This window comes from Pseudomonas sp. L5B5 (genome assembly GCF_020520285.1).
GTDB lineage: Bacteria > Pseudomonadota > Gammaproteobacteria > Pseudomonadales > Pseudomonadaceae > Aquipseudomonas.
This window is the reverse complement of record NZ_CP084742.1, coordinates 3,821,145-3,842,357: the sequence shown is the minus strand read 5'-3', so window position 1 is coordinate 3,842,357 and position 21,213 is coordinate 3,821,145. Positions and strand designations below refer to the sequence as shown.

Below are 21,213 nucleotides of genomic sequence, written 5' to 3'. Positions count from 1 at the left end.
AGGCACCGTCAGTCGAATTTGTCGCGGGCCTGCCATGAGGCCCGTTCATGGCTGATGCGGCTTTGCGCCAGGGGCACGATCAGGGGGTTGCGCATTGTCCTGGCCGGTGGCGATATAGGCGGCCAATAACCATCGCCAGGGGTCGTTGTATGTTGCTCGCCACCTTGATCCATCGTGCCAGTCTGCCCAGTCCACAGGTCACTGCGCAGCAAGCGCTGGAGTTGCTGCAGACCCACTACGGCCTGCAAGGCACCTTGCAGACCCTGGGCAGCCAGCAGGACCTCAACTACCGCGTCGACAGCCCCCAGGGCCGGTTTGTCCTGAAGATCTGCCGGGGTGACTACGACGCCCGGGAGCTGCAGGCACAGCACGAAGGTCTCAGGCATCTGCGCCAACATCCCGAGTTGCGGGTGCCCAGGGTCATGCCGGCGCGCAATGGCGAAGAGCTGCTGACCCTGGAAGTGGCCGGGCAAACCCTGCATGTACGCCTGCTCGACTATATAGACGGCCGTTCCCTGACCCACCTGCCGCACCTGGGGCTGGAACTGGTGGCCGGCCTGGGTCGGCTCTGCGGGCAGATGGACCTGGCCCTGGCGGATTTCCAGCATCCTGGCCTGGAGCGCACCCTGCAATGGGATGCCCGGCATGCCCAGGCATTGATCGAACACCTGCTGCCGGTGATCCAGGAGCCCGGGCAACGGGATCTGATCGCCGATGCCGCGCAGCGTGCCGAGCGCCATCTGCGACCACTGATCGAGCAGTTGCCGGTGCAGGCGATCCATATGGACATCACCGACGACAATGTGGTCTGGCAACGAGACGCCGCACGCCACTGGCAGTTGCAAGGGGTGATCGACTTCGGCGACCTGGTCCGCACCTGGCGCATCACCGACCTGTCGGTGACCTGCGCGGCCCTACTGCACCACGCCGAGGGCGATCCGCTGCGTATCCTGCCGGCGATCCAGGCCTACCATCGGGTCAACCCGTTGCTGCGGGTGGAACTGCTGGCGCTCTGGCCACTGATCGTGGCCCGGGCCGCCGTGCTGGTGCTCAGTGGCGAGCAGCAGGTCGCGATCGACCCGGGCAACGAATACAGCCGCAGCAACCTGAACCACGAGTGGGAGATCTTTCGGGTCGCCGTTTCCGTGCCTTTCGAACTGATGGAGGCTGCGATCCTCTGCGCGGTTGGCCACTCGCTGCCGGCCATCGCCAGCGAAGGGTTCGCCCCGTTGCTGCCCAGCCTGGTCGGACGGGAGTTCGCCCTAATCGACCTGGGGGTACTCAGCCCGCACTTTGCCGCCGGCAACTGGGAGCAGCCGGGCATCGACGAGCGTCTGCTGGCCGAGGCGGGTGCTGTCCATGGCCAGGCGGCCAGTCGCTATGGGCAGTACCGTCTGTCACGCACCCAGCCAGACAGTGCGCTGGAGCCGCAGACCTGTGCGTTGCATGTGCAGTTGCAGGTGCCTTCGGGCACCGCCGTGGAGGCACCGTTCGCCGGCACCCTGCACAGGGTGGCGCAGGACCAGCTACGCCTGGACGGGCCCGGGCTGAGCCTGCGGCTGTGGGACGTCGAGGCCTCGGTTCAACCGGGTGCGGCGCTGGTCAAGGGCCAGGTGCTGGGCGCGGTGGCCGCCGATGGCCGGCTCAAGGTCCAGCTGTGCCGGAGTGTCGAACTGGATCCGCCGCTGTTCTGCAGCCCCTCGTGGGCCCCGGCCTGGCAGGCCCTGTGCCCGTCACCGGCGGCGCTGCTGGGGCTGGCCTGTGACGCCGAGCCGGAAGTGGACGCCCAGGCCCTGCTGGCCCGGCGCGATGCCAGTTTTGCCCGCACCCAGAAGCACTATTACGTCGATCCACCACGGATCGAGCGCGGCTGGCGCAACCACTTGATCGACATGCAGGGCCGCTCCTACCTGGACATGCTCAACAACGTCGCCGTGCTCGGCCATGGTCATCCGCGGATGGCGGCCGAGGCGGCTCGACAGTGGTCGTTGCTCAATACCAACTCGCGCTTTCATTACGCCGCCATCGCCGAGTTTTCCGAACGCCTGCTGGCGCTGGCCCCGGACTCCATGGACCGGGTGTTCCTGGTCAACAGCGGCACCGAGGCCAACGACCTGGCCATTCGCCTGGCGTGGGCCTACAGCGGTGGGCGCGACATGCTCAGCGTGCTGGAGGCCTACCACGGCTGGTCGGTGGCCGCCGATGCCGTCTCTACCTCGATCGCCGACAACCCCCAGGCCCTCACCAGTCGCCCGGATTGGGTGCATCCGGTGACGGCCCCCAACACCTACCGTGGCGAGTTCCGGGGGCCGGATACCAGCGCGCAGTACCTGCGCAGCGTCGACCAGCAACTGGCCAAGCTCGACGAGACGGGGCGCCAGTTGGCGGGCTTCATCTGCGAGCCGGTCTATGGCAACGCCGGCGGTATCTCGCTGCCCCGGGGCTACCTGCGCGAGGTCTATCAGCGGGTCCGGGAGCGGGGCGGGGTGTGCATCGCCGACGAGGTCCAGGTGGGGTATGGCCGCATGGGCGAATTCTTCTGGGGGTTCGAGGAGCAGGGCGTGGTGCCGGACATCATCACCATGGCCAAGGGCATGGGTAACGGCCAGCCCCTGGGGGCTGTGATCACCCGGCGCGAGATCGCCGAGGCGCTGGAGGCCGAGGGGTATTTCTTCTCGTCGTCCGGTGGCAGCCCGGCCAGTTGCCGCATCGGTATCGCGGTACTGGACGTGATGCGCGACGAAGGGCTCTGGGACAACGCGCGGGTGGTGGGCGAACACTTCCGCCAGCGCCTGGAGGCGCTCAAGGACCTGCATCCGCTGGTGGGAGCGGTGCATGGTTCGGGCTTCTACCTGGGGCTGGAGTTGATCCGCGATCACCACACCCTGGAGCCGGCCACCGAGGAAACCGCCCTGCTCTGCGAGCGCCTGCGGGAGCTGGGGATCTTCATGCAGCCCACCGGCGACTACCTCAACATCCTCAAGATCAAGCCGCCGATGGTCACCACCCGGCAGAGCGTCGACTTCTTCGTCGACATGCTGTCCAAGGTGCTGGGCGAAGGCCTCTAGGGCGCGCGCCACCCCGGTCCTTCCTTGGCCGGCCATCCGCCCGCGGCATCGCCTGGGGGAGAGGAGGGCCGGCCAAGTGCTTTATCCGACGACTACTTTGTCCATTAAGTCGATTAATATCTGTATTTTATCGGGTATTTATTTGATTGGCTGTGGTTTTAGCTTTTAAAGTCGATTTTTATCGGATATAAAGTGGCCGTTGTCGGGCCTGCGCTGCTGCGTCCTGCCCATTACCGTCGTCATTGACTGCGTCCATTCGCCCAGGAGTTGATCCATGAGCCGTACCGTTACCGTCGCCGCGACCCAGATGGCCTGTTCCTGGGACCTTGAGGCCAACCTTGAAACCGCCGAGAAGCTGGTGCGCGAAGCGGCTGCCAAAGGCGCGCAGATCATCCTGATCCAGGAACTGTTCGAGACGCCGTACTTCTGCCAGAAGCCCAACCCGGACTACCTGCAACTGGCCACCACGCCGGAGAGCAACGCGGCCATCGCCCACTTCCAGAAACTCGCCCGGGAGCTGCAGGTGGTCTTGCCCATCAGCTTCTTCGAGCTGGCTGGCCGGGCCCGTTTCAACAGCATCGCGATCATCGATGCCGACGGTAGCAACCTCGGGATTTATCGGAAAAGCCACATTCCGGACGGTCCCGGCTACCACGAAAAGTACTACTTCAATCCGGGTGATACCGGCTTCAAGGTGTGGAACACCCGCTACGCGAAGATCGGCGTGGGCATCTGCTGGGACCAGTGGTTCCCGGAGTGCGCCCGCAGCATGGCGCTGCAAGGCGCCGAGATCCTGTTCTACCCCACCGCCATCGGCAGCGAGCCCCACGACAAGAGCATTTCCTCCCGCGATCACTGGCAGCGGGTGCAGCAGGGCCACGCCGGGGCCAACCTGATGCCGCTGGTGGCCAGCAACCGCATCGGCAACGAAGAACAGGACGGCTACGACATCACTTTCTACGGCTCGTCCTTCATCGCCAACCCGTTCGGCGAGAAGGTCCAGGAGCTCAACCAGACCGAAGAAGGTATCCTTGTGCACAGTTTCGACCTCGACGAGCTCGAGCACATCCGCAGCGCCTGGGGCAGTTTCCGTGACCGCCGTCCGAACCTCTATGGCGCCCTGAAAACCCTCGACGGTTCCCTGGAGTCCTGAACATCATGAGTACATTGCACAGCACGCCACGCGCCGACGGTTTCTACATGCCGGCCGAATGGGCCAGCCAGACCCAGGCCTGGATGATCTGGCCCGAGCGCCCGGACAACTGGCGCCTGGGCGGCAAGCCGGCCCAGGCCGCCCACGCCGCAGTGGCCAAGGCCATCGCCCGCTTCGAACCGGTGACCGTGGCCGTGTCCGCGGCCCAGTATGAAAACGCGCGCGCGCGCCTGGACGTCCCGAACATCCGAGTGGTGGAGATGTCCAGCGACGACGCCTGGGTCCGTGACACCGGCCCGACCTTCGTCATCAACGACAGCGGCGAAGTCCGTGGCGTGCACTGGGGTTTCAACTCCTGGGGCGGTTTCGAGGGTGGCCTGTATTCGCCGTGGAACCGTGACGAGCAGGTGGCCAGCAAGGTGCTGGAGATGGAGCGCTGCCAGGAATACCGCACCGAGGGTTTCGTGCTCGAAGGCGGTTCGATCCATGTCGATGGCGAAGGCACGCTGATCACCACCAAGGAATGCCTGCTCAACCACAACCGCAACCCGCACCTGACCCGCGAGCAGATCGAAGCGGTGCTGCGCGATCACCTGGCGGTGGAGCAGATCGTCTGGCTGCCGGATGGCCTGTACAACGACGAAACCGACGGCCATGTGGATAACTTCTGCTGCTACGTGCGTCCGGGCGAAGTGCTGCTGGCCTGGACCGACGACCCGCAGGACCCGAACTATCCCCGTTGCCAGGCGGCCATGCAGGTGCTGGAAAACACCCGTGACGCCAAGGGCCGGGCCTTCAAGGTGCACAAGATGCCGATTCCCGGCCCGCTGTTCGCCACCGAGGAGGAATGTGCCGGTGTCGATGCGGTGCAAGGCAGCCAGGAGCGCAATCCGTCGGTGCGCCTGGCCGGTTCCTACGTGAACTTCCTGATCGTCAACGGCGGGATCATCGCCCCGAGTTTCGACGATCCGATGGACGCCCAGGCCAAGGCGATCCTGCAGCAGCTGTTTCCCGAACACGAAGTGGTGATGGTGCCTGGGCGCGAACTGTTACTGGGGGGCGGAAACATCCACTGCCTTACCCAACAGCAACCCGCACCGCATCGGGTTTGAGTGCCCTTGTAACAGCGTGTGTGGGCCGTTCGACGGTCTTGGCCCCGGCCCAGTGCCGGGGCCTTCCAGCCAGCCCGCAGCCCAGATGGGCCGCGGGCTTTTTCATGGTTGCAGATCGGTCTGCCGGGCACATTGGCATAGCTCTTGTATCTGCCTGAGTGTGATTCTGAGACATGTGGAACTCTGATGTTCTGTCATAAACCTTGGATAAGTTAGGTCGCTCAGAAACCGGGAGAGAGCGCTGGAATGAATATGGTCAGCGAGCAGGCATCGCATCCCTTGGCAATGAGTAACGAAGCGCTGCACGTTCTGGTGCAATGGTTGAAATCCAATGGAACGCGTCAGATCAGGGAACCTGATCCGCGCCGGATCATCATTGAGCGTTACCCCGCTGGATTGCTCAGCGAGGCAGAACTGCAAGCGTTGTGGGACGTGGTGAAAGGATAGACAGACAAGGATCGTGAAAAAGCGCTGCCAGGATGGCAGCGCTTTTTTTTCGCCCGAGATCCGGGCGGATCAGAAGCTGTAGGTGCCGGTCATCACCAGGCTGCGCGGATCGCCTGGCTGGATCTGGGAGGCACTGGTGGCGGAGCTGTAGTAGTCGCGGTTGGCGATGTTGTTCAGCGCCGCACGTACATCCCAGTCCTTGTGCCGGTATCCGGCCAGGGCATCCCAGCGGCCATAGCCTGGCAGCGCCACGGTGTTGGCGTTGTCGGCGAAACGGTCGCCCACCAGGGTCAGGCCGGTCTCGGCATACCAGCCCAGTTCGGGTTTCCAGGTGATGAACAGGCTGGCGTTGCGCTTGGCCACATCGTTGATGCGCTTGCCCTCGTTACCGTTCTTGTCCTTGACGATAGTGGCGTCCTGCAGGCCGATGCCACCGCGTACATACCAGTTACCGATCACATTGCCGGTGGCGGTGAGTTCGACCCCGCGCGAACGCTGCAGGCCTGTCATCAGGAAGGTCCCCTTGTTCAGCGGGTCCTCGGTACGGCGGTTGTACAGCTCGATTTCATACAGGGCGAGGGTGGTGCTCAGGCGTTCGTCGAGCCACTCGCTCTTGACCCCGATCTCTTTCTGGCGAGTCAGCTCAGGGTCGGTCTGGTTGGTGTTGCCCTTGGCACCCGGACTGATGCCGATAAGGCCACCGCCAGGCGGGGCGAAGGACTTGCTCCAGGAGGCGTAGAAGGAGTGATCCTTCCAGGGGGTGTAGACCACACCCACGCGTGGGCTGGTGCTGGTGCTGTCCTGTTTCTCCTGCTGGCCGGAAAGCCTGCTGGTGGTCTGCACCTCGAAACGGTCGAAGCGTACGCCGGCCAGCAGTTGCCACTGATCGTTCAGGCGGATCTGGTCCTGCAGGTACAGGCCGGCACTGTCGACATTGGTCACGTTGTTGCTGAACACCTTCAGTGCGCCGTTGTGCTGGTTGCTGGCGGTGGAGCCGCTCAGCGGAGCGGTGGGCACGCCGACGCCCTGGTTGAGCAGCGAATGGCGACGCTGCTCGCCCACTTCCAGGCCTGCCAGCAAGGTATGCTCGATGTCGTAGGTCTGTACATGGCCTTCGAGCTCGAAGGTGTTGTACAGGTTGCGGGTACTCAGGTCCTGCTGCCAGCGCTGGCGGTCCACCAGGCCCGTCGCCGGTTTGTAACCGGTCAGGTAGGTGTTTTCGAAATCGCTCTCCAGCTTGAACAGGCTGAAGGTGTGGCGCAGTTGCCACTGTTCGTTGAGCTCATAGTTCAGGCGCGAGCGCAGCGATTGCGAGCGGTCGTTGATGTAGTCGCGCTGGGTGTCGCCGTAGGTGGTCTTGTGGCTGACGTCGGCAGGGCGCCCGGTCAACACGTTGCCCGGAATGCCACGATCGGGGGTGCGGTCGTAGCGGCTGTATTCGTATTGCACCAGCCAGTTGAGGTCAGGGCTCAGCTGCCAGTTCATGGACGGGGCGAACAGTTGGCGATGACTGCCGTCGATGCCATCACGGAAGCTGTTCTTGTCCTCGTTGCCCAGGTTCAGGCGCAGGCTGATGTTGTCCGTCGGGTCGGCGCTGAGGTCGGCGTACAGGCTGCGCAGGTCCTGGCTGCCGCCCTGGGCCTCGATGCTGGAGCGCCGGCCGGCCTCGGGCAGCTTGCTCACTCGGTTGACGATCCCGCCCTGGCTGCCGCGTCCATAGAGCACGGCCGCCGGGCCCTTGAGCACCTCGACCCGTTCGATGTTGTGCAGGTCGCGCACGTACTGGCTGTCGTCGCGGACACCGTCCAGGTAGAAGTCGTTGCTGGCGTCGAAACCTCGGATGCGCACGCTGTCGAAGCGGGTGTCGGCGCTGCTGCTGACGTTGGGGATGCCACTCAGGGCGCTGCCCAGGTCGTTGGTGCCGTAGTCCCGCAGGTTGGCGGTCTTGACCGTGTCGATGGCCTGGGGCACGTAGCGCGCAGGGGTCGAGGTGCGGGTCGCGGTACTGACTTCCCTGACCCGTGGATCATCGGGGTCGGACGCTGCCTCGGCACGAATGGAGGTCGTGGGCAGGGTGGTGCCAGCGGCGCAGGCGTAACCGGCGGCCAGCAGGGTGCAAAGTCCCAGGGACAGGGGAGTGAGGCGGAAAGGGGCAGGCATTTTGGTGCGCATCCGAGAGGGGGTGATTCGGGAGGCGCGAATGGTAATGGTTGCTATTTACTTATGTTAATTATTTGCTAAAACTCATTTGTTTCTATTGTTTCCAATTATTTCAAAACTGTAACGATTCAGTCTCTCAACCATTTGCTCGTTCATGGGCACTCAATGATGCGATTCGACCGGATCCAGAAACAGACTGGAAGCCATTTCGAGGTTTTTCAGCTGACGCGAGGGGCATAGTCTGCGTCCTGTCGAATTTTCAAGATCCTGCTGGAGCCCCTATGTCCTCGGCCACTCTTCATTACATACACGACCCGTTGTGCGGCTGGTGCTACGGCGCCAAGCCGCTGGTGCAGGCCGCCCAGGCGGTGCTGCCGGTGATCGCCCATGGCGGCGGCATGATGACCGGCCGCAACCGCCAGCCGGTGTCGCCACAGCTGCGTGACTACGTCATGCCCCATGACCGGCGCATTGCCGAGTACACCGGGCAACCGTTCGGCCAGACCTATTTCGAGGGTTTGCTGCGCGACCATTCGGCGGTCTTCGACTCGGCCCCGCCGATTGCCGCCGTGCTGGCAGCCCAGGCCCTGGCCGGCCGAGGCCTGGAATTGCTGGGGCGGTTGCAGACTGCCCACTATGTGGAAGGCCGACGGATTGCCGAGCGTGAAGTCCTGGTGGAACTGGCACAGACTCTGGACCTGGCCCCCGAGCCCTTTGCCGCGGCGTTCGACCAGGCACTGGCTCATGAGCTGGACGACCATATAAAGGCCAGCCGGGCGCTGCTGGCCAAGGTCGGCGGCCAGGGCTTCCCGACCCTGGCACTGGAGCGCGACGGGCATTATCAGTTGCTCGATATCAGCCCCTGGTTGGGTAAGCCCGAGGCGTTCGCCCAGTGGCTGGAAGACTCCCTGGACCTGGCTGACAGTCCCCCTGCCGGCCAGGTCCAGGCGTGTGGACTGGACGGTTGCACCCCCTGAACTCACCTGAACCGAGTGGAGTCACCCATGGATAACCTTGCGTTGATCAAAAGCACCTATGAAGGGGCCAACTCCCAGGAAAATGCGCGCAACACCGCAGCCGCCCTGGCTCCCGATGCCCGCTGGACCGAAGCGGCGGGCTTTCCCTATGCCGGTACCTACGTTGGATTCGAGCAGGTGCTGGAGCATGTCTTCAAGCGCCTGGGCTCGGAGTGGCAAGACTTCACCTTCAAGGTCGAGAATTATGTCGCCCAGGGTGACAAGGTATTCGCCTATGGCAATTACCAGGGCATCTACAACGCGTCGGGCAAACCGATCGATGTACGGGTAGCCCACCTGTGGACACTCAAGGATGGCCAGGTCACCCATTTCGAACAGTTCGTCGATAGTCACAGCGTACAGCTGGCAATGCTCTAGCCCGCGATTCTTAGAACATTTTCAGCTATTCAAAGACGATTCACGAAATTGACACGTTGTTAAAGGCGCAGATAGGATTCGCCCCAACGCCTGTGGCCAAGAGCCATATTGCAGAATATTAAAAGGCCCGCCACGATCCCATGTGGGCGGGCTTTTTGTATCGACGGTAGAAGAGCGTTCAAACGCCATAGCCGCCAGAGCTCACAGCGCGTCATCAAACCGTAATAAGGAAAATAAAATGTATAAACAGCGGATCTGCTTGATTGCACTGGGGATTTTGAGCGCTACACAAGCCATGGCCGACGGCCAGGCCGACGCCAAGGGTTTTGTTGAAGACAGCAGCCTGAAAGTGCTGGTGCGCAACGCCTACATCAACCGTGACTACAAGGACGGCAACGAGGACAAGGCTGAATGGGGCCAAGGCTTCATCGGCACCTTCTCCTCCGGTTTCACCCAGGGCACCGTGGGCGTGGGCGTTGACGCCTTCGGCCTGTACGCACTGCGCCTGGACGGCGGCAAGGGTCGCAGCGGTGCCGGCGGCATCGACTTCTTCCAGCAGGACAACAGCGGCAAGGCCGCCAACGACCTGGCCAAGGCCGGCGCCGCGGTCAAGTTCCGTTTCTCCAACACCGTGCTGACCTACGGCGACCAGATGCCGGCCCTGCCGGTACTGAACTACGACAACGCGCGCCTGCTGCCGGAAAGCTACACCGGTACCCTGATTACCTCCAAGGAGATCAAGGGCCTGGAGCTGAATGCCGGTCACTTCACCGCCGAATCGCGCAAGAGCGACGAAGGTCGTGACAGCGGTGGCCTGAAGTCCATCAACGTGTTGGGCGGTAGCTACCAGTTCACCGATCAGTTCAAGGGCGCCCTGTACGCTTCCGACGTCGAAGACGTGCTGAAGAAGCAGTACGTGAACCTGAACTACGTGTTCCCGCTGGCCACCGATCAGTCCCTGACCCTGGACTTCAACGGCTACCGCACCAAGCTGGACAAGTCCTATGCGACCAAGGCCAAGGCTGGCGGCCAGGACAACAAGATCTGGAGCCTGGCAGCGACCTACGCCACCGGCCCGCACTCCTTCACCCTGGCGCATCAGCGCAGCACCGGCGACAGCCACCTGGGTTACGCCTACGGCGGTTATCAGCGTGGCCAGAACCGCGTGGGCGACGGTGGCAACACCATCTACCTGGCCAACTCCTACTGGTCCGACTTCAACGCTGAAGACGAGCGCAGCTGGCAGTTGGGCTACGGTCTGGACTTCAGCGCCTTCGGCGTACCGGGCCTGACCTACAACGTGGCCTACGTGCGTGGCGACAACATCACCACCGCCACGTCCTCCGGCGGCAGCGAGCGCGAAATCTTCAACCAGTTCAAGTACGTGGTGCAGAGCGGCCCGGCCAAAGACCTGAGCGTGAAGGTTCGCAGTTCGGTCCTGCGCGTATCGCAGAAGTCTTCCGACTACAACGTGGGCGGCAACGAACTGCGTGTGTTCGTCGACTACCCGATCAACGTGTTCTGATGAACGCCTGATCACCACCTGGTTGCAGGTGGCGCAATGCCAAAAAGCCCCGACTGGTTCGGGGCTTTTTCATGCCCGCAGGGCGCTGGCCGGAATGTGGTCGCCTGTGGGCAATCTTGCTAAAGTCCGTACCCCCTTTCCCCTTCACGGATGATTTCGATGTTCCGTTCCCTGTTGTCCGGCCTGTGCCTGCTGGGTGTCGCCAGCGTCGCCCATGGCCAGCCAGCGACCTCGCCCGAGCAGTTGCTGAGTGATTTTTCCCGCTGCGACGCTCAGTTCTTCCAGAGCCTGAATACCGCCCAGCTGCCAGTCGGCACCTTGAACCTGGCCCAGTACGGCGCGGTCAAGGCGCCCAGGGTCATGAACCCGTTGCAGGAAGGTGGCCGCTACCAGGCGTTCGAGCAACCGCTGGTGGTCAAGGGTGTGCGCCTGGTGGGCTACTACAACGAAGCCATGTCGATGAAGTCGGCGGGCAACATGCTGTTCTGGGGATTTGTCGCCGAGGGCCAACCCAAGGACGTGGCGGCAAGCCTCAAGCCGCTGCTGGCGGACAATGCTCGCGTGAAGGACGAGCGTGGCGCTTTCAGCCGGGTGGACATCCGCCGGGTGGGTGATCCGATCCAGAAATGGCGCACCGAGGGCCTGGTCGGTGGCGGCGTGGCGACGCCGTTCGGTTTCGTCGAGCGCGTCCTGAGCATCGACAAGGGTGTCGACCAGGAGCCGATCGCCGGGCGCACCACGATCTTCTGCAGCCTGCAGGGCACCGTTACCGCGCCGCTGCTGCAAGTCTATCGCCCTGACCTCAACGCCCACCTGCTGGATTGAAAATCATGCCTTCATCGTCTGTTCGTGGAGCGCTCCTGCTCCTGGGTTCCGTGCTCCTGGGCGGTTGTGCCGGCCTGCAAAGCCAGGACCAGATCAACTATGCCCATTGCCGCCTGGTGGGCCAGGCCGCCAAGGTCGAGAAGTTCGACGTGGTGCTGCAAGAGGCCGACCTGTGCCTTGAGAAGAACCAGCTGTCCGCGCACATGCAGAGCCTGGTGTACTGGCTCAAGTCCGATGCCTACGCCAACTTCAAGCGCTATCCGGAAGCCATCAGCGCCAAGGAAAAATCCATCGCCCTGGAAGGCAAGCCCGATGCCCGCGCAGTGCTCGACCTCAGCCGCCTGTATCGCGAAGCGGGCAATCCGCGCAAGGCCCTGGAACTGGTGCAGTCCAACCTCGACGCCAACCTGGGCGAGACGGGCAAGGGCGGCGGCTTCAACATGCCGACCTACTACCACCTGGGCCAGACGCTCTACGACCTGGGGCAGTACCGCGAGGCTGCCGAGGCCTACAGCACCGGCCTGCAACGCCAGCCCGACTATGCCTGGGCCTTCTACCACCGCGGCCTTGCCTACGACAAACTGGGCCTGACCGACGACGCCCGCAGCGACTTCAGCAAGTTCGCCAAGCTGGTGAACCAGAAGTACGTCGAGCCCCAACACCAGGCCAAGCTGGCCGAGTACAAGGTCACCCTGCCTTGAGCTGGATGCGGATCGCGCCATGAAAAAAAGGCTCGTCATTGACGAGCCTTTTTTTGCCCTGGCACTTGCCCTCAATCATCGTACTTGAAGGCGAACTTCAGCTGGTTGCCTTCCAGGTACACCACCGCCTCGCGGCCATGCAGGTCGATCGGGCGTGCTGAGACGGCTTCATGCTCGGGCACGATCTTGAACAAGGTCTTGTACTGCGTGTCGACTCGCCAGATGCAGGCCCGCGGCCCTTCGTTGTCGAAGTACATGATCGGGCGGGTAGCGCTCCAGGTCGGGTTGACGATGCTCCAGCCCTCCTCGGTGTCGTTGTGCGCGGTGACATTTTCACTGTAGGTGCCGTTGCTCTGCTGGTCGTAGTCCAGGGACAGGCTGTAGTTATCCACATTCAGGTCCTGGCCCACCCGTGCCCGGGCATGGCGCACGGTGTTCGAGGGGGTTTGGTAGGACTTCACGCTGGCCTCGGGCGCGCTGCGTGAGCCCAGGCGATAGGTCATGCTTTGCTGCAGGTCGCCGCCGATGCGCTGGCGGTAGTACAGCAGCCCACTGTCGAACCCGGCAAAACGCAGGCCCTGGTCGTTGGAGCCCTGGGAGGTCCAGCCGGTGAAGGCGATGTCCCGGGCGATGGGATACAGGCCCGGCTGGTCATCGGCATATTCGTACAAGGTGCCGACGAAGCCGTCCTGGTCTCGCTGGTACAGGCCGGTGAACAACACCACGCGCAGAACGCCGTCGATCACCTGGGCGTCGACGATCTGCTTGTCGCCCTGGGGGGCTATGGCAGGGAAGGACGCCAGCGGGAAGCGCTGCCAGTGTTCGGCCTCATCCAGGCGGTACTGTTGCGTCGGAGCCATGGGCAGGAGCTCGTTCTTGCCCGGGGCCGGGGGAATCGGCAGCGGTGCGAGCATCTTCAGCTGGGCCCGATAGGCCCCCTCAAGGCAATCGTCGGGCGTGCAGGTATCGCGCACTTCGCGCAGCCAGCGCACTTGCAGCAGGCGAAACACCTGCAAGTGCTTGAGCCCGTTGTAGCGGCGATTCAACTCATCGTCCTGGGCGGACATCTTCGGCGTGTTGCAGACGGTCTTCTCGACCGGCGTCGAGGCCTTGGCACAGTCGAAACCGGCGGCGCCCGCTTGCGGTGCGAGCACGGCCAGGGCCAGTCCGGCGGTCGCCAGGGACAGCAGGGAAAGCTTCATCGAAACATCCTTGTAAGGAGGCGAAACGGAATCAGGGGGTAGGGAAGGTCTGCAGATAGGCCAACAGATTGTCGATTTTCTCTTCGTCGCTCAAGCCCCAGAAAATCATCCGGGTGCCGGGCACCACGCCCTTGGGATCTTGCAGGTACAAGGAGAGCTTGTCCCGGGTCCAGACGATGCCCGAGGACTTCATCGCCGTCGAGTACTGGTAGTCCTGGGCGCTACCGGCCGGGCGATCGATGATGCCGTTGAGCTCTGGCCCGAAGGAACTGCGCACCGAAGGCCCGATGTTGTGGCAGCCGCTGCACAGGCGCTTGAACAACTTGGCGCCGGCTTCGGCATCGCCGGCCAGGGCCGGGGCACTGAAGAGCATGGAAGGGAGCAACAGGGTCAGGATCGATACTGCGATGGATTTCATGGGCGCCTGCGTGCAACTGGAATCGGCGGCTATTGGAGCATGAAGCGCATGCCTGGGGGGAGCCTGGCCATGCAAGGCTCGGAAGGGTCCGCTGATACCCAGCAGCGGGCCCTTCTGGACAACCCCGTAGACAAACCCCTCATGGCGATAACTGCCCCCCCATGGCCGGTAGCCGGCCACCACCGAAAAGCCCGGCAGGAACTCCTAATGCTGTTCACTTAAGCAAGGTGATCCCCTGTAGGAGCGAAGCTTGCTCGCGATGGTCGTTAACGGTAGCGCGTGTTTACTGGATAAACGCGGCGCTCTGAAGACCATCGCGGGCAAGCCTCGCTCCTACCATTTCCTTAACTGAACAGCATTACGGCAGGAACTCCCACCTTTAGTGTGAGCTTTTTAGTTCAGAGCCATTGCTGAACCGATAGGCAGTATTGGCCTGTTGGGTATTTGCGTTTTACGTGAGCGCAAGCCCGCCAAAGTTTCGGTGGGAGATACTGGCCTTGTTGGACACTGGCGGTAAGCTGCTTAACTGTGGTTGCGTCTGATAGACGCAGTAGCGCTCAGTCGCTGGGATAGGGTTGGTGTGATACATGGCAGTCTTTGTGATACAGCAAGAACGGGTGATGCGTTCATCACCCGCTCCTGCATTGGAACTTCCGTGTTGATCTTGTCTGTAATGCAGCACGCTCGCCGTTAAAACACTAACTAAATAATGTAAAACAAACAGCGATGCGCATTTCATGCGCATCGCCTGCCAACATTAAGCAGCAGCCACTACAAAAGCATTCAATGCATAATCCTTCAGTACTTGCGCAAAGACGGTGCGCGACTTTTTGGTTGCGGTTCCCAGGTTCGAATCATAAACTTGCATTTCCGTGGCGCTAATTATGTAGATGCCGATGACATGCCTATCATTTCCTGCCCAGGTTTTAGTGCCGGTTTTGTATGCCGAAAACTCCTTTGTAACCTGGTCCTTCGACTTGGAATTGCCGTGTATCGCCTGCTCCGCCGCTTTTACTTGTGAGGCCAAACTATTCGATGCCTCAATCACTTGCTGGGCCAACTGAATTTTGCCCGGATCGTCAAAGCTTTTAATATCGAACTGTGCTGGATGTTTGGCATCATTGAGCCAGGCGCTTGATAGCACTGCGCAGAACTGCCCTACATCTACCCAGTCGCCTTTTGGAGCATTTGATTGAATGACGTAGACGACATCGGGCAGGCCCAACGTATCCGGATTCAACCAAAGAAAAGGATTAGGGGTCGTGATGCTACCTACGGTAATAATATTAGCCATGATTTTTTCCTGCGCGTCATGATGATTGAAATCAAGGATTAGTCCAGCATGGCTGGCCTGCGGCATTCGCGATGTCATGCGCTGCCATCATCAGGAAATCCTTTTTTTTCTGATCAGCGTCCTTACTTTTATTCTTCCAATCATTAAAGATTTTAGTATAGTTATTGTCGGGGTTGACAGCTTTCAGACAGGTATAGGCAACTTCATCAAACTTGCTACCAGGGTCATCAGGGCGAGCATTGGTTCCCACGACCAGATTGCCCTGAGTCCAGGCCAGTAACGATTGCCAGACCTCCACTGCTTCGGAATTTTTCGGCGGATTCAGTCCTTTGACCAACGTCGGTATATCATTCTGGAATGAACCGAGATTGACCTTGCGGGTGCCGATAATGGCATTGATCAAGGTCGTTCTGTCTGCATCGCTGGTAAAGTTGTCGGTACCAAACTCGACCAGTTCTTCCCACGGAATAATATGGTGGCGCGACAAGCCGGTAGCGATCGAATCATCAAAGGGATAGTCGGGGCGGGCTGCCATGGCAGAACTGCATGTGAAACCAAATAACAAGGCAAAACAAAGCATTACTTTCTTCATGATGAACTCCTTTCATTGTAAATGCCGATGGCCGCAGCCTATCGATCAGGCAAACTCACTTTTGCTCGAATAATCCAACTTATAGATCGACGGATTCTGGTTTTGCAAACCTCCTTTGCCGCTCAGTATTTCGTTGCTCGCTCGATAGAGCCTGACCTATGGTTTCAGCCGGGTGTCGTAACCAGACAGTTAACGGCATTTGCGTTGCAACCACCGATCAGGTGGCGGATCGACACCTTTCGGACTGTATAAGAGCCGTCCCCTGGAAACTTGCCATTTGGTGCCAAAAGCACAGCAAGCAAGTGCCGTGAAGGACGCCATTGGCAGGCGTCCGATAGTAGAGGGAAGGGGCAGGCAAAGAGGTTAACGATCATCTTTCAAGAGCGAGCGGTAGCGCGATGGTGAACTTCCGGTCCAGCGCTTGAAGGCTCGGGTAAAGTGCGCTTGATCACTGTAGCCAACCATGTAGGCAATTTCGGTTGCGCTGTACTTTTTGCTGGCAATCAGTTGTAGCGCTTCGCTGCGACGGGTTTTGTCCCGCAGGTCTTCGAAGTCGATGCCGCAGTATTTGAGGCGACGCTGTAGTGTTCGGGAAGACAATCCGAGGTTTCTTGAAATGGCGGTAAGAGTGGATCGGTCCTGATCCCCGATCCGCTCGATAAGCATGCCGGCGGCTTTCGCGGTCGACTTCAAGGCCTCGGTGGCTTTCCAGGCGTCATCCCGGCCGAGCGGCAGGGAGATGTCGAGCAACTCACGATCGAATTCGATCATGTTGTGCTGCGCGTTCATGTGCAGATTCGGCCCCAGGTACTTCTCCAGCGCCTCATTTCCTCGTTGCCTCGGGTTTTGCAGATGCACACGGACGGCGCATGGCTCACCGGACCCGAGCGGTACGTTTCTCAGCAGCGCCAGCGTGCCGAGAATGACCTGCTTCGGATTCGCCCCGTGCTGTCCGGTGGATTGCCGGATCAGTTTCATCGTACGGCCTTCGGTGACGATTCTTACGTCACTCCCTTGATGCAGCAAGTCCGTATGGATCGCCGCCACTGCGCACGTCCGAGCGAGATTGGACGAACCCAGGATCAACTCGCCCCAGGCGCCGAGTGAGCGTACTTCGATCAGGTGCCCCTGCGTTGCACCCGCGAAGGGATCTTGTGTGAGCGCGGCCATTTCACTGGCTACATGAAAGCAGGTCGCTCGCGGCACCCAGGCATCCGGGTACTGAAAAACCTGAGGGGAAATACCGTAACGTCGAAAGAACTCCAGCGGCGATACCCCGTGCATGCTCAAGTAGGGCGCGAGTTGCTGAAGAGTGCTGAGTTTGATGGAGGGCGTTGGGTGGGGCATGAGCGTTTGCACCTGCGTCAAAGGACCGTCCTGGTCCGCAGGGAAACACTAGCGCAAAACGTTTGACGCAGCGGTGCTGACGACCGTGCAGCCAACACAAGGGGCGAATCAGCAACAATATCAGCGTGCTTTCAGGCAGGGCGCACTTCAAAAATGAATGAGGCCAGTGTGCGAAGCCAGGGGCAGGCGAGGGGGCAGGCGGTGAAGCACCGAGATCACAACCGTGCTGAAGGCATGGGGACAGGATTTCTGGAGCCTGGAAACAACAAAGCCCCTGCATTTCTGCAGAGGCTTCGTTTTATATGGTGCGGCACCAAGAGTCGAAAAAGTACGTAACCATATGATACTAATGCATTAATTATAATTCTTATCGTCCGGCTATCCCTAAAAATATCCTTTTTCTCTTTCTGGGCTCCTGGATGGGACCAGATTAAGCAGTCGAGGGGAATATTTACGTTGTAGGCCTGGCAGATTGAGGCCTTCGAATTGCGCAATTCTATTGCATTTTTATAAATTGGTGCGTATTTCTACATGTCTAGAGAAGGATGGCGGAGTTGTAGTTGTTAAGTGCAGGTGTGGCCAAGGTTTTAAGGTGGTGCTATATTTGCACGCCCAGAACGTCGTTGCTATGTTGTCTATGTCAGTGAGAGTGTAAGGCGGGGATAATGGCCAAAGTTGAAGTCAAAGCAAAAGGGGCGCATATTTAGTTGACATACAGAAATCTGCGCGCCCTCAGCTAACTTTGAAATCGTAAGAATGTCCCAATAAGGTCAAGTCAACTGTAAAAGTCTCGCTTTACTAGCTCCGTTCTGATTTTTTCATAAATCTCATTTTCGCCAAGTAATAAACCGTTCTCAAAGCAGTCAATTATGATCCAGTCGGGCGTTTCGCAGGCAAGCTTTTTAAAGACATGATAGACCTTTTCAAGGTAGCTTTCGTCCTCTTCGTGAAGGTCTTTCTTTTTGTCGGTGTAATCCCTTAACTCTTTTTTAAGGATCAAGTTTCCTGAAACTGACGGGGGGACGTCGAGAAAGATTGTCAGGTCTGGCTTGGGTAACTTGTAGATATTGAATTCTAACTCTTCAATCCATTGCGAAATTTCATCGCGGGCTTCAGTTGAAAGTTTTGCGCTTTGATGGGCGACGTTAGAATAAACATAACGGTCACAAATAAGAATTCCGTTGCCGCCAATCTTGCTTAGAATATCATCTCTAGACTCGTATCTATCGCCAGCATACAGCATTGCCGAAAGCTTAGGGCTGATGGACTCGAGACTGCCAAATTCCCCATTTAGGTAGCGCCCAACTTCACGGCCAAAAAACGTCTCTCCATATCGTGGGAAAGACATTTTCTCGCACTTAAAGCCACTATCTAAAAAGCCTTGAAGGATTTTATTTGACTGAGTGTTTTTACCACTACCATCAATACCTTCGATCGCAATTATTTTTCCCATACGTCACCGCTTAACAATCGAATGAAGTCTAACGCCATTTGATAAAAGAAGATTCTTCCCATTTTTCCCTTGTGGTTCGAAGGCCACAAGACAGTCGCCAATTACACAGCCGAAGTGACGCAGATCGCTCACTAGTGAGCAGACTTTCCTTCCGCCAGTAGTGCTATCATCTACGACCAAGCCAACCATGCCTGGCCTTAGATCGAATCCATAATCAATTTTCGATAGGGCACTTAGTGTCGGGTCGTCCACTCGGTACTTTTCCTCGTGACAATCGTGCAATACCAATGGTTTTTGCAAGATTTTAGCAAACTCATAAGCGATAAATGGCGAGCCACTCTTCGGGCATGCTACGAAGTCGAAAGAGTCAGCACTAAACTCAGAGATATTATTTTTCAAGTATGTGCTTAGGCACCTAGCAATTAATACTGCCTCTTTCGGGTCGCACGAGGCGGACATCAAATCGGCGAAGTCCTTAATTTTAAAGTCAGAAGTGCGGCCGACTTTAAAGTCGCCTTTCCTCAAGTGTTTAGCTATAATTTTTTTTACTTCGGAAGCAATGTCGGAATTTCCATCAAAATATGAAGCAAGCTTCGATCGAAATCGTACTTTTTTTTGTTCGGAAAAGTCTACTCCCAGATCTTTTAAAATGTCTTTAAGTTCCCTGACTCTATTTCGTAGCAAAAACCTCGACAAGGCCTGAGGTAAAAAACCACTCCACTCTAGGAGAGTCAAAATTCCCCCTAGCGCAAGTATCGCAAGTACGGCTGCAGTAAAGAACTCGCCTGAAAATGTATTTAGTCCTGAAAGCACGTCACTCATAGTATTCACTTATATGCTTTCCAGCCCGCCAGGACTTTCTTAAAGAAATCTTCATCAACACCTGCATCACTTATTACGGAGTCGACCACTTTCTTTCTCAGGTCAGGAGGAAAATACATTGCGTCACTAAGAGAGCCCTCAATAGCCTTCACTATAGAAAAAGCCGCTTCTAAGTCAGATACGGCATGCCCGCTCAAGCTCCGGGACCTGGTATCAAATACAACCAAATCAACTTTCTGAGATTGAATTATTGAGTAGTAATGGTATTCAGTATCTTTCTGGTCGTAAGAAACGGGGTCAAACCCTAAACTGCCGAGCAGGGCTACAATTAAGTTCTGGGGGTCAGAGAATGAGGAAATTGCTGTAGGCAAGTCTTTGCCTTCAATCTCATTGATTCTGTCTTTTACATATATAATTTCATTATTTGAGTTCATTCGGACCTCCAGAAATTAATGGCGTCGACACTGTTATTATAACAGATGTACTCTTTCATGCGAAAGAAGTTTAAAATGTATTCCATGTCATTGCTAGCGCAGACATAGAGTCCAGTTGAAGGAATTGGCGCCTTAATCAAATCTGGCCTACTGTTTGGTGATGTAAAATTAAATATGTCACCGATAACTACAGAGCAGCCAGTGCGATCTATCACGTCGGCGAATAGATCCAAATCATTTATTGTAACGCCATCTAGTACAGGCTTGATGTAAATGCAAACCTTTAAGCCGTTCGACAGCAGTTGGGTTATTTCTCTGAATCTGTCTTGAGGTTTTGATGTTCCTTTTTCATAGGTGCGCCATTGAGATATTGTTGAACATGATATAAATAAAGATAGCTGCCCGCTCCACTCTATTAATGGAAAAATATCTGCTAGCTGAGTAGTGCTAACCGAGCGTTTTGTCGCGAACTGTATCGGATTCAAAAATTCGAGTGCTGTTTTTATAAAGTCTTTTGTGACGGCGATATTAGCGGGGCTCCAACACTCTGAGTAGCATCCAATAGAGATGACTGTCCCTTCCTTACCTTTTCTAAAACCCGGGAAAGCAAGCAGACCTTCAATCAGAAACTCAGCACTTTTGGGGCTTATAGTTTTTTTCCCAATATCTAGGCCTTGTGTTCCTAAATAACAATAGGAGCAGTTAGAGTCACATCCTAAAGTGGGGTTTATGAAAATACGGTCCTTAGTGCCTGAGATGTAACTAGCCATTCACTCCCCCTATGACACTCTCTTCAATGAGGGGGCAACTCGCTTTCTCCAAGTTTATATTTATCCCTAAAGCGGAAAGAACGACTAAAACCAATCCCATCCTGACTGTTTCTTTACCAGCTTCTAGGTCAACAATAAACCGCACTCCCACACCCGCAGTATCTGCCAGCTGGCGCTGCGTCATATGCAAAGCTTTTCGCGACGTTGCCACAGTGCTACCAATTAAGGCACAAGAACCGACGAAAGCCATGATGAATGTCCAAGAACAATTTGGTTAGCTATTTCTGCCTATTGTACATTTTTTTCCCGATCGGGAAATTAACATTAGCTTACGGCTCAGCTTTTCTGGTGAAAAATGGCAGTCAGGGGTGCTGCCTGAGCCATAAATTCAGGCAGTCAACCAGATCCTGTACCAGACCCTTGAAATGCCGATTTCGTCAGCATCCGTCGCCATTAGCGCCAGCGGGCCAAAACGGGATGAGCTCCCCGACGCAGA

Annotated in this window: 20 protein-coding genes; 9 read left to right on the top strand and 11 right to left on the bottom strand. The window is 58.0% G+C overall.

Features of this window, described 5'->3' with window-relative positions; genetic code table 11:
- Positions 1 to 149 precede the first annotated feature (149 nt).
- From LGQ10_RS17540 to LGQ10_RS17525, 4 genes are all read left to right on the top strand, one after another.
- A complete protein-coding gene (locus LGQ10_RS17540) occupies positions 150 to 3,068 on the top strand; it encodes an aminotransferase (protein WP_226522711.1) in 2,919 nt (972 codons plus the stop codon).
- A gap of 274 nt (positions 3,069 to 3,342) precedes the next feature.
- On the top strand, positions 3,343 to 4,221 hold the full coding sequence (gene aguB, locus LGQ10_RS17535) for an N-carbamoylputrescine amidase (protein ID WP_058436122.1): 879 nt from the start codon (positions 3,343 to 3,345) through the stop codon (positions 4,219 to 4,221).
- Between the two features lie 5 nt (positions 4,222 to 4,226).
- Positions 4,227 to 5,333, top strand: a complete 1,107-nt coding sequence (gene aguA / locus LGQ10_RS17530) for an agmatine deiminase (RefSeq protein ID WP_226522710.1) — start codon at positions 4,227 to 4,229, stop codon at positions 5,331 to 5,333.
- A 246-nt stretch (positions 5,334 to 5,579) separates the two neighbouring features.
- Positions 5,580 to 5,780 (top strand): hypothetical protein, encoded by a 201-nt coding sequence (locus tag LGQ10_RS17525; protein ID WP_058437395.1) that lies wholly within the window; start codon positions 5,580 to 5,582, stop codon positions 5,778 to 5,780.
- 69 nt (positions 5,781 to 5,849) lie between these two features.
- Here LGQ10_RS17525 and LGQ10_RS17520 read toward each other — a convergent pair whose 3' ends face one another.
- Positions 5,850 to 7,940 carry a TonB-dependent receptor gene (locus LGQ10_RS17520; protein ID WP_226522709.1) on the bottom strand — a complete coding sequence of 697 codons (2,091 nt, stop codon included), beginning with the start codon at positions 7,938 to 7,940 and terminating at the stop codon, positions 5,850 to 5,852.
- 281 nt (positions 7,941 to 8,221) lie between these two features.
- Here LGQ10_RS17520 and LGQ10_RS17515 point away from each other — a divergent pair, with 281 nt between their 5' ends.
- The 5 genes from LGQ10_RS17515 to LGQ10_RS17495 all read left to right on the top strand — a co-directional run bounded on the left by LGQ10_RS17515 (position 8,222) and on the right by LGQ10_RS17495 (position 12,385).
- Complete coding sequence (locus LGQ10_RS17515; protein WP_226522708.1) at positions 8,222 to 8,917, top strand: DsbA family protein; 696 nt, start codon at positions 8,222 to 8,224, stop codon at positions 8,915 to 8,917.
- Positions 8,918 to 8,944: 27 nt separating this feature from the next.
- Positions 8,945 to 9,334, top strand: a complete 390-nt coding sequence (locus tag LGQ10_RS17510) for a nuclear transport factor 2 family protein (protein WP_226522707.1) — start codon at positions 8,945 to 8,947, stop codon at positions 9,332 to 9,334.
- Positions 9,335 to 9,572: 238 nt separating this feature from the next.
- Positions 9,573 to 10,859, top strand: coding sequence for an OprD family porin (locus tag LGQ10_RS17505; RefSeq protein ID WP_058436864.1), 1,287 nt, complete (start codon positions 9,573 to 9,575; stop codon positions 10,857 to 10,859).
- Between the two features lie 159 nt (positions 10,860 to 11,018).
- Complete coding sequence (locus LGQ10_RS17500; protein WP_226522706.1) at positions 11,019 to 11,684, top strand: hypothetical protein; 666 nt, start codon at positions 11,019 to 11,021, stop codon at positions 11,682 to 11,684.
- Between the two features lie 5 nt (positions 11,685 to 11,689).
- A complete protein-coding gene (locus tag LGQ10_RS17495) occupies positions 11,690 to 12,385 on the top strand; it encodes a tetratricopeptide repeat protein (RefSeq protein WP_226522705.1) in 696 nt (231 codons plus the stop codon).
- 71 nt (positions 12,386 to 12,456) lie between these two features.
- Here LGQ10_RS17495 and LGQ10_RS17490 read toward each other — a convergent pair whose 3' ends face one another.
- From LGQ10_RS17490 to LGQ10_RS31620, 10 genes are all read right to left on the bottom strand, one after another.
- Positions 12,457 to 13,587, bottom strand: a complete 1,131-nt coding sequence (locus LGQ10_RS17490) for a lysozyme inhibitor LprI family protein (protein ID WP_226522704.1) — start codon at positions 13,585 to 13,587, stop codon at positions 12,457 to 12,459.
- A gap of 31 nt (positions 13,588 to 13,618) precedes the next feature.
- Positions 13,619 to 14,005 (bottom strand): c-type cytochrome, encoded by a 387-nt coding sequence (locus tag LGQ10_RS17485; RefSeq protein ID WP_226522703.1) that lies wholly within the window; start codon positions 14,003 to 14,005, stop codon positions 13,619 to 13,621.
- 757 nt (positions 14,006 to 14,762) lie between these two features.
- Positions 14,763 to 15,365, bottom strand: coding sequence for a hypothetical protein (locus tag LGQ10_RS17480; protein WP_226522702.1), 603 nt, complete (start codon positions 15,363 to 15,365; stop codon positions 14,763 to 14,765).
- Complete coding sequence (locus tag LGQ10_RS17475) at positions 15,331 to 15,891, bottom strand: hypothetical protein (RefSeq protein WP_226522701.1); 561 nt, start codon at positions 15,889 to 15,891, stop codon at positions 15,331 to 15,333. The genes LGQ10_RS17480 and LGQ10_RS17475 overlap by 35 nt, the downstream gene beginning before the upstream one ends.
- A gap of 363 nt (positions 15,892 to 16,254) precedes the next feature.
- Positions 16,255 to 17,238, bottom strand: coding sequence for an AraC family transcriptional regulator (locus LGQ10_RS17470; protein WP_226522700.1), 984 nt, complete (start codon positions 17,236 to 17,238; stop codon positions 16,255 to 16,257).
- 775 nt (positions 17,239 to 18,013) lie between these two features.
- A complete protein-coding gene (locus LGQ10_RS17465) occupies positions 18,014 to 18,691 on the bottom strand; it encodes a hypothetical protein (protein WP_226522699.1) in 678 nt (225 codons plus the stop codon).
- Positions 18,692 to 18,694: 3 nt separating this feature from the next.
- Positions 18,695 to 19,513: a hypothetical protein gene (locus LGQ10_RS17460; protein WP_226522698.1), complete on the bottom strand. Its 819-nt coding sequence runs from the start codon at positions 19,511 to 19,513 to the stop codon at positions 18,695 to 18,697.
- A gap of 5 nt (positions 19,514 to 19,518) precedes the next feature.
- Positions 19,519 to 19,947, bottom strand: a complete 429-nt coding sequence (locus LGQ10_RS17455; protein ID WP_226522697.1) for a hypothetical protein — start codon at positions 19,945 to 19,947, stop codon at positions 19,519 to 19,521.
- Positions 19,944 to 20,717, bottom strand: coding sequence for a hypothetical protein (locus LGQ10_RS17450; protein ID WP_226522696.1), 774 nt, complete (start codon positions 20,715 to 20,717; stop codon positions 19,944 to 19,946). Before LGQ10_RS17450 ends, LGQ10_RS17455 begins: the two co-directional genes overlap by 4 nt.
- Positions 20,710 to 20,967 (bottom strand): helix-turn-helix domain-containing protein, encoded by a 258-nt coding sequence (locus LGQ10_RS31620; RefSeq protein ID WP_413247560.1) that lies wholly within the window; start codon positions 20,965 to 20,967, stop codon positions 20,710 to 20,712. Before LGQ10_RS31620 ends, LGQ10_RS17450 begins: the two co-directional genes overlap by 8 nt.
- Positions 20,968 to 21,213: the final 246 nt, after the last annotated feature.

Coding starts and splice junctions, on each gene's coding strand:
- LGQ10_RS17510 (WP_226522707.1), top strand. CDS start 8,945: ATGGATAACCTTGCGTTGATCAAAAGCACCTATGAAGGGGCCAACTCC.
- LGQ10_RS17455 (WP_226522697.1), bottom strand. CDS start 19,947: ATGAACTCAAATAATGAAATTATATATGTAAAAGACAGAATCAATGAG.
- aguA (WP_226522710.1), top strand. CDS start 4,227: ATGAGTACATTGCACAGCACGCCACGCGCCGACGGTTTCTACATGCCG.
- LGQ10_RS17520 (WP_226522709.1), bottom strand. CDS start 7,940: ATGCCTGCCCCTTTCCGCCTCACTCCCCTGTCCCTGGGACTTTGCACC.
- LGQ10_RS17460 (WP_226522698.1), bottom strand. CDS start 19,513: ATGAGTGACGTGCTTTCAGGACTAAATACATTTTCAGGCGAGTTCTTT.
- LGQ10_RS31620 (WP_413247560.1), bottom strand. CDS start 20,967: ATGGCTTTCGTCGGTTCTTGTGCCTTAATTGGTAGCACTGTGGCAACG.
- LGQ10_RS17500 (WP_226522706.1), top strand. CDS start 11,019: ATGTTCCGTTCCCTGTTGTCCGGCCTGTGCCTGCTGGGTGTCGCCAGC.
- LGQ10_RS17485 (WP_226522703.1), bottom strand. CDS start 14,005: ATGAAATCCATCGCAGTATCGATCCTGACCCTGTTGCTCCCTTCCATG.
- LGQ10_RS17450 (WP_226522696.1), bottom strand. CDS start 20,717: ATGGCTAGTTACATCTCAGGCACTAAGGACCGTATTTTCATAAACCCC.
- LGQ10_RS17495 (WP_226522705.1), top strand. CDS start 11,690: ATGCCTTCATCGTCTGTTCGTGGAGCGCTCCTGCTCCTGGGTTCCGTG.
- LGQ10_RS17465 (WP_226522699.1), bottom strand. CDS start 18,691: ATGGGAAAAATAATTGCGATCGAAGGTATTGATGGTAGTGGTAAAAAC.
- LGQ10_RS17470 (WP_226522700.1), bottom strand. CDS start 17,238: ATGCCCCACCCAACGCCCTCCATCAAACTCAGCACTCTTCAGCAACTC.
- aguB (WP_058436122.1), top strand. CDS start 3,343: ATGAGCCGTACCGTTACCGTCGCCGCGACCCAGATGGCCTGTTCCTGG.
- LGQ10_RS17525 (WP_058437395.1), top strand. CDS start 5,580: ATGAATATGGTCAGCGAGCAGGCATCGCATCCCTTGGCAATGAGTAAC.
- LGQ10_RS17540 (WP_226522711.1), top strand. CDS start 150: ATGTTGCTCGCCACCTTGATCCATCGTGCCAGTCTGCCCAGTCCACAG.
- LGQ10_RS17475 (WP_226522701.1), bottom strand. CDS start 15,891: ATGAAGAAAGTAATGCTTTGTTTTGCCTTGTTATTTGGTTTCACATGC.
- LGQ10_RS17515 (WP_226522708.1), top strand. CDS start 8,222: ATGTCCTCGGCCACTCTTCATTACATACACGACCCGTTGTGCGGCTGG.
- LGQ10_RS17490 (WP_226522704.1), bottom strand. CDS start 13,587: ATGAAGCTTTCCCTGCTGTCCCTGGCGACCGCCGGACTGGCCCTGGCC.
- LGQ10_RS17480 (WP_226522702.1), bottom strand. CDS start 15,365: ATGCCGCAGGCCAGCCATGCTGGACTAATCCTTGATTTCAATCATCAT.
- LGQ10_RS17505 (WP_058436864.1), top strand. CDS start 9,573: ATGTATAAACAGCGGATCTGCTTGATTGCACTGGGGATTTTGAGCGCT.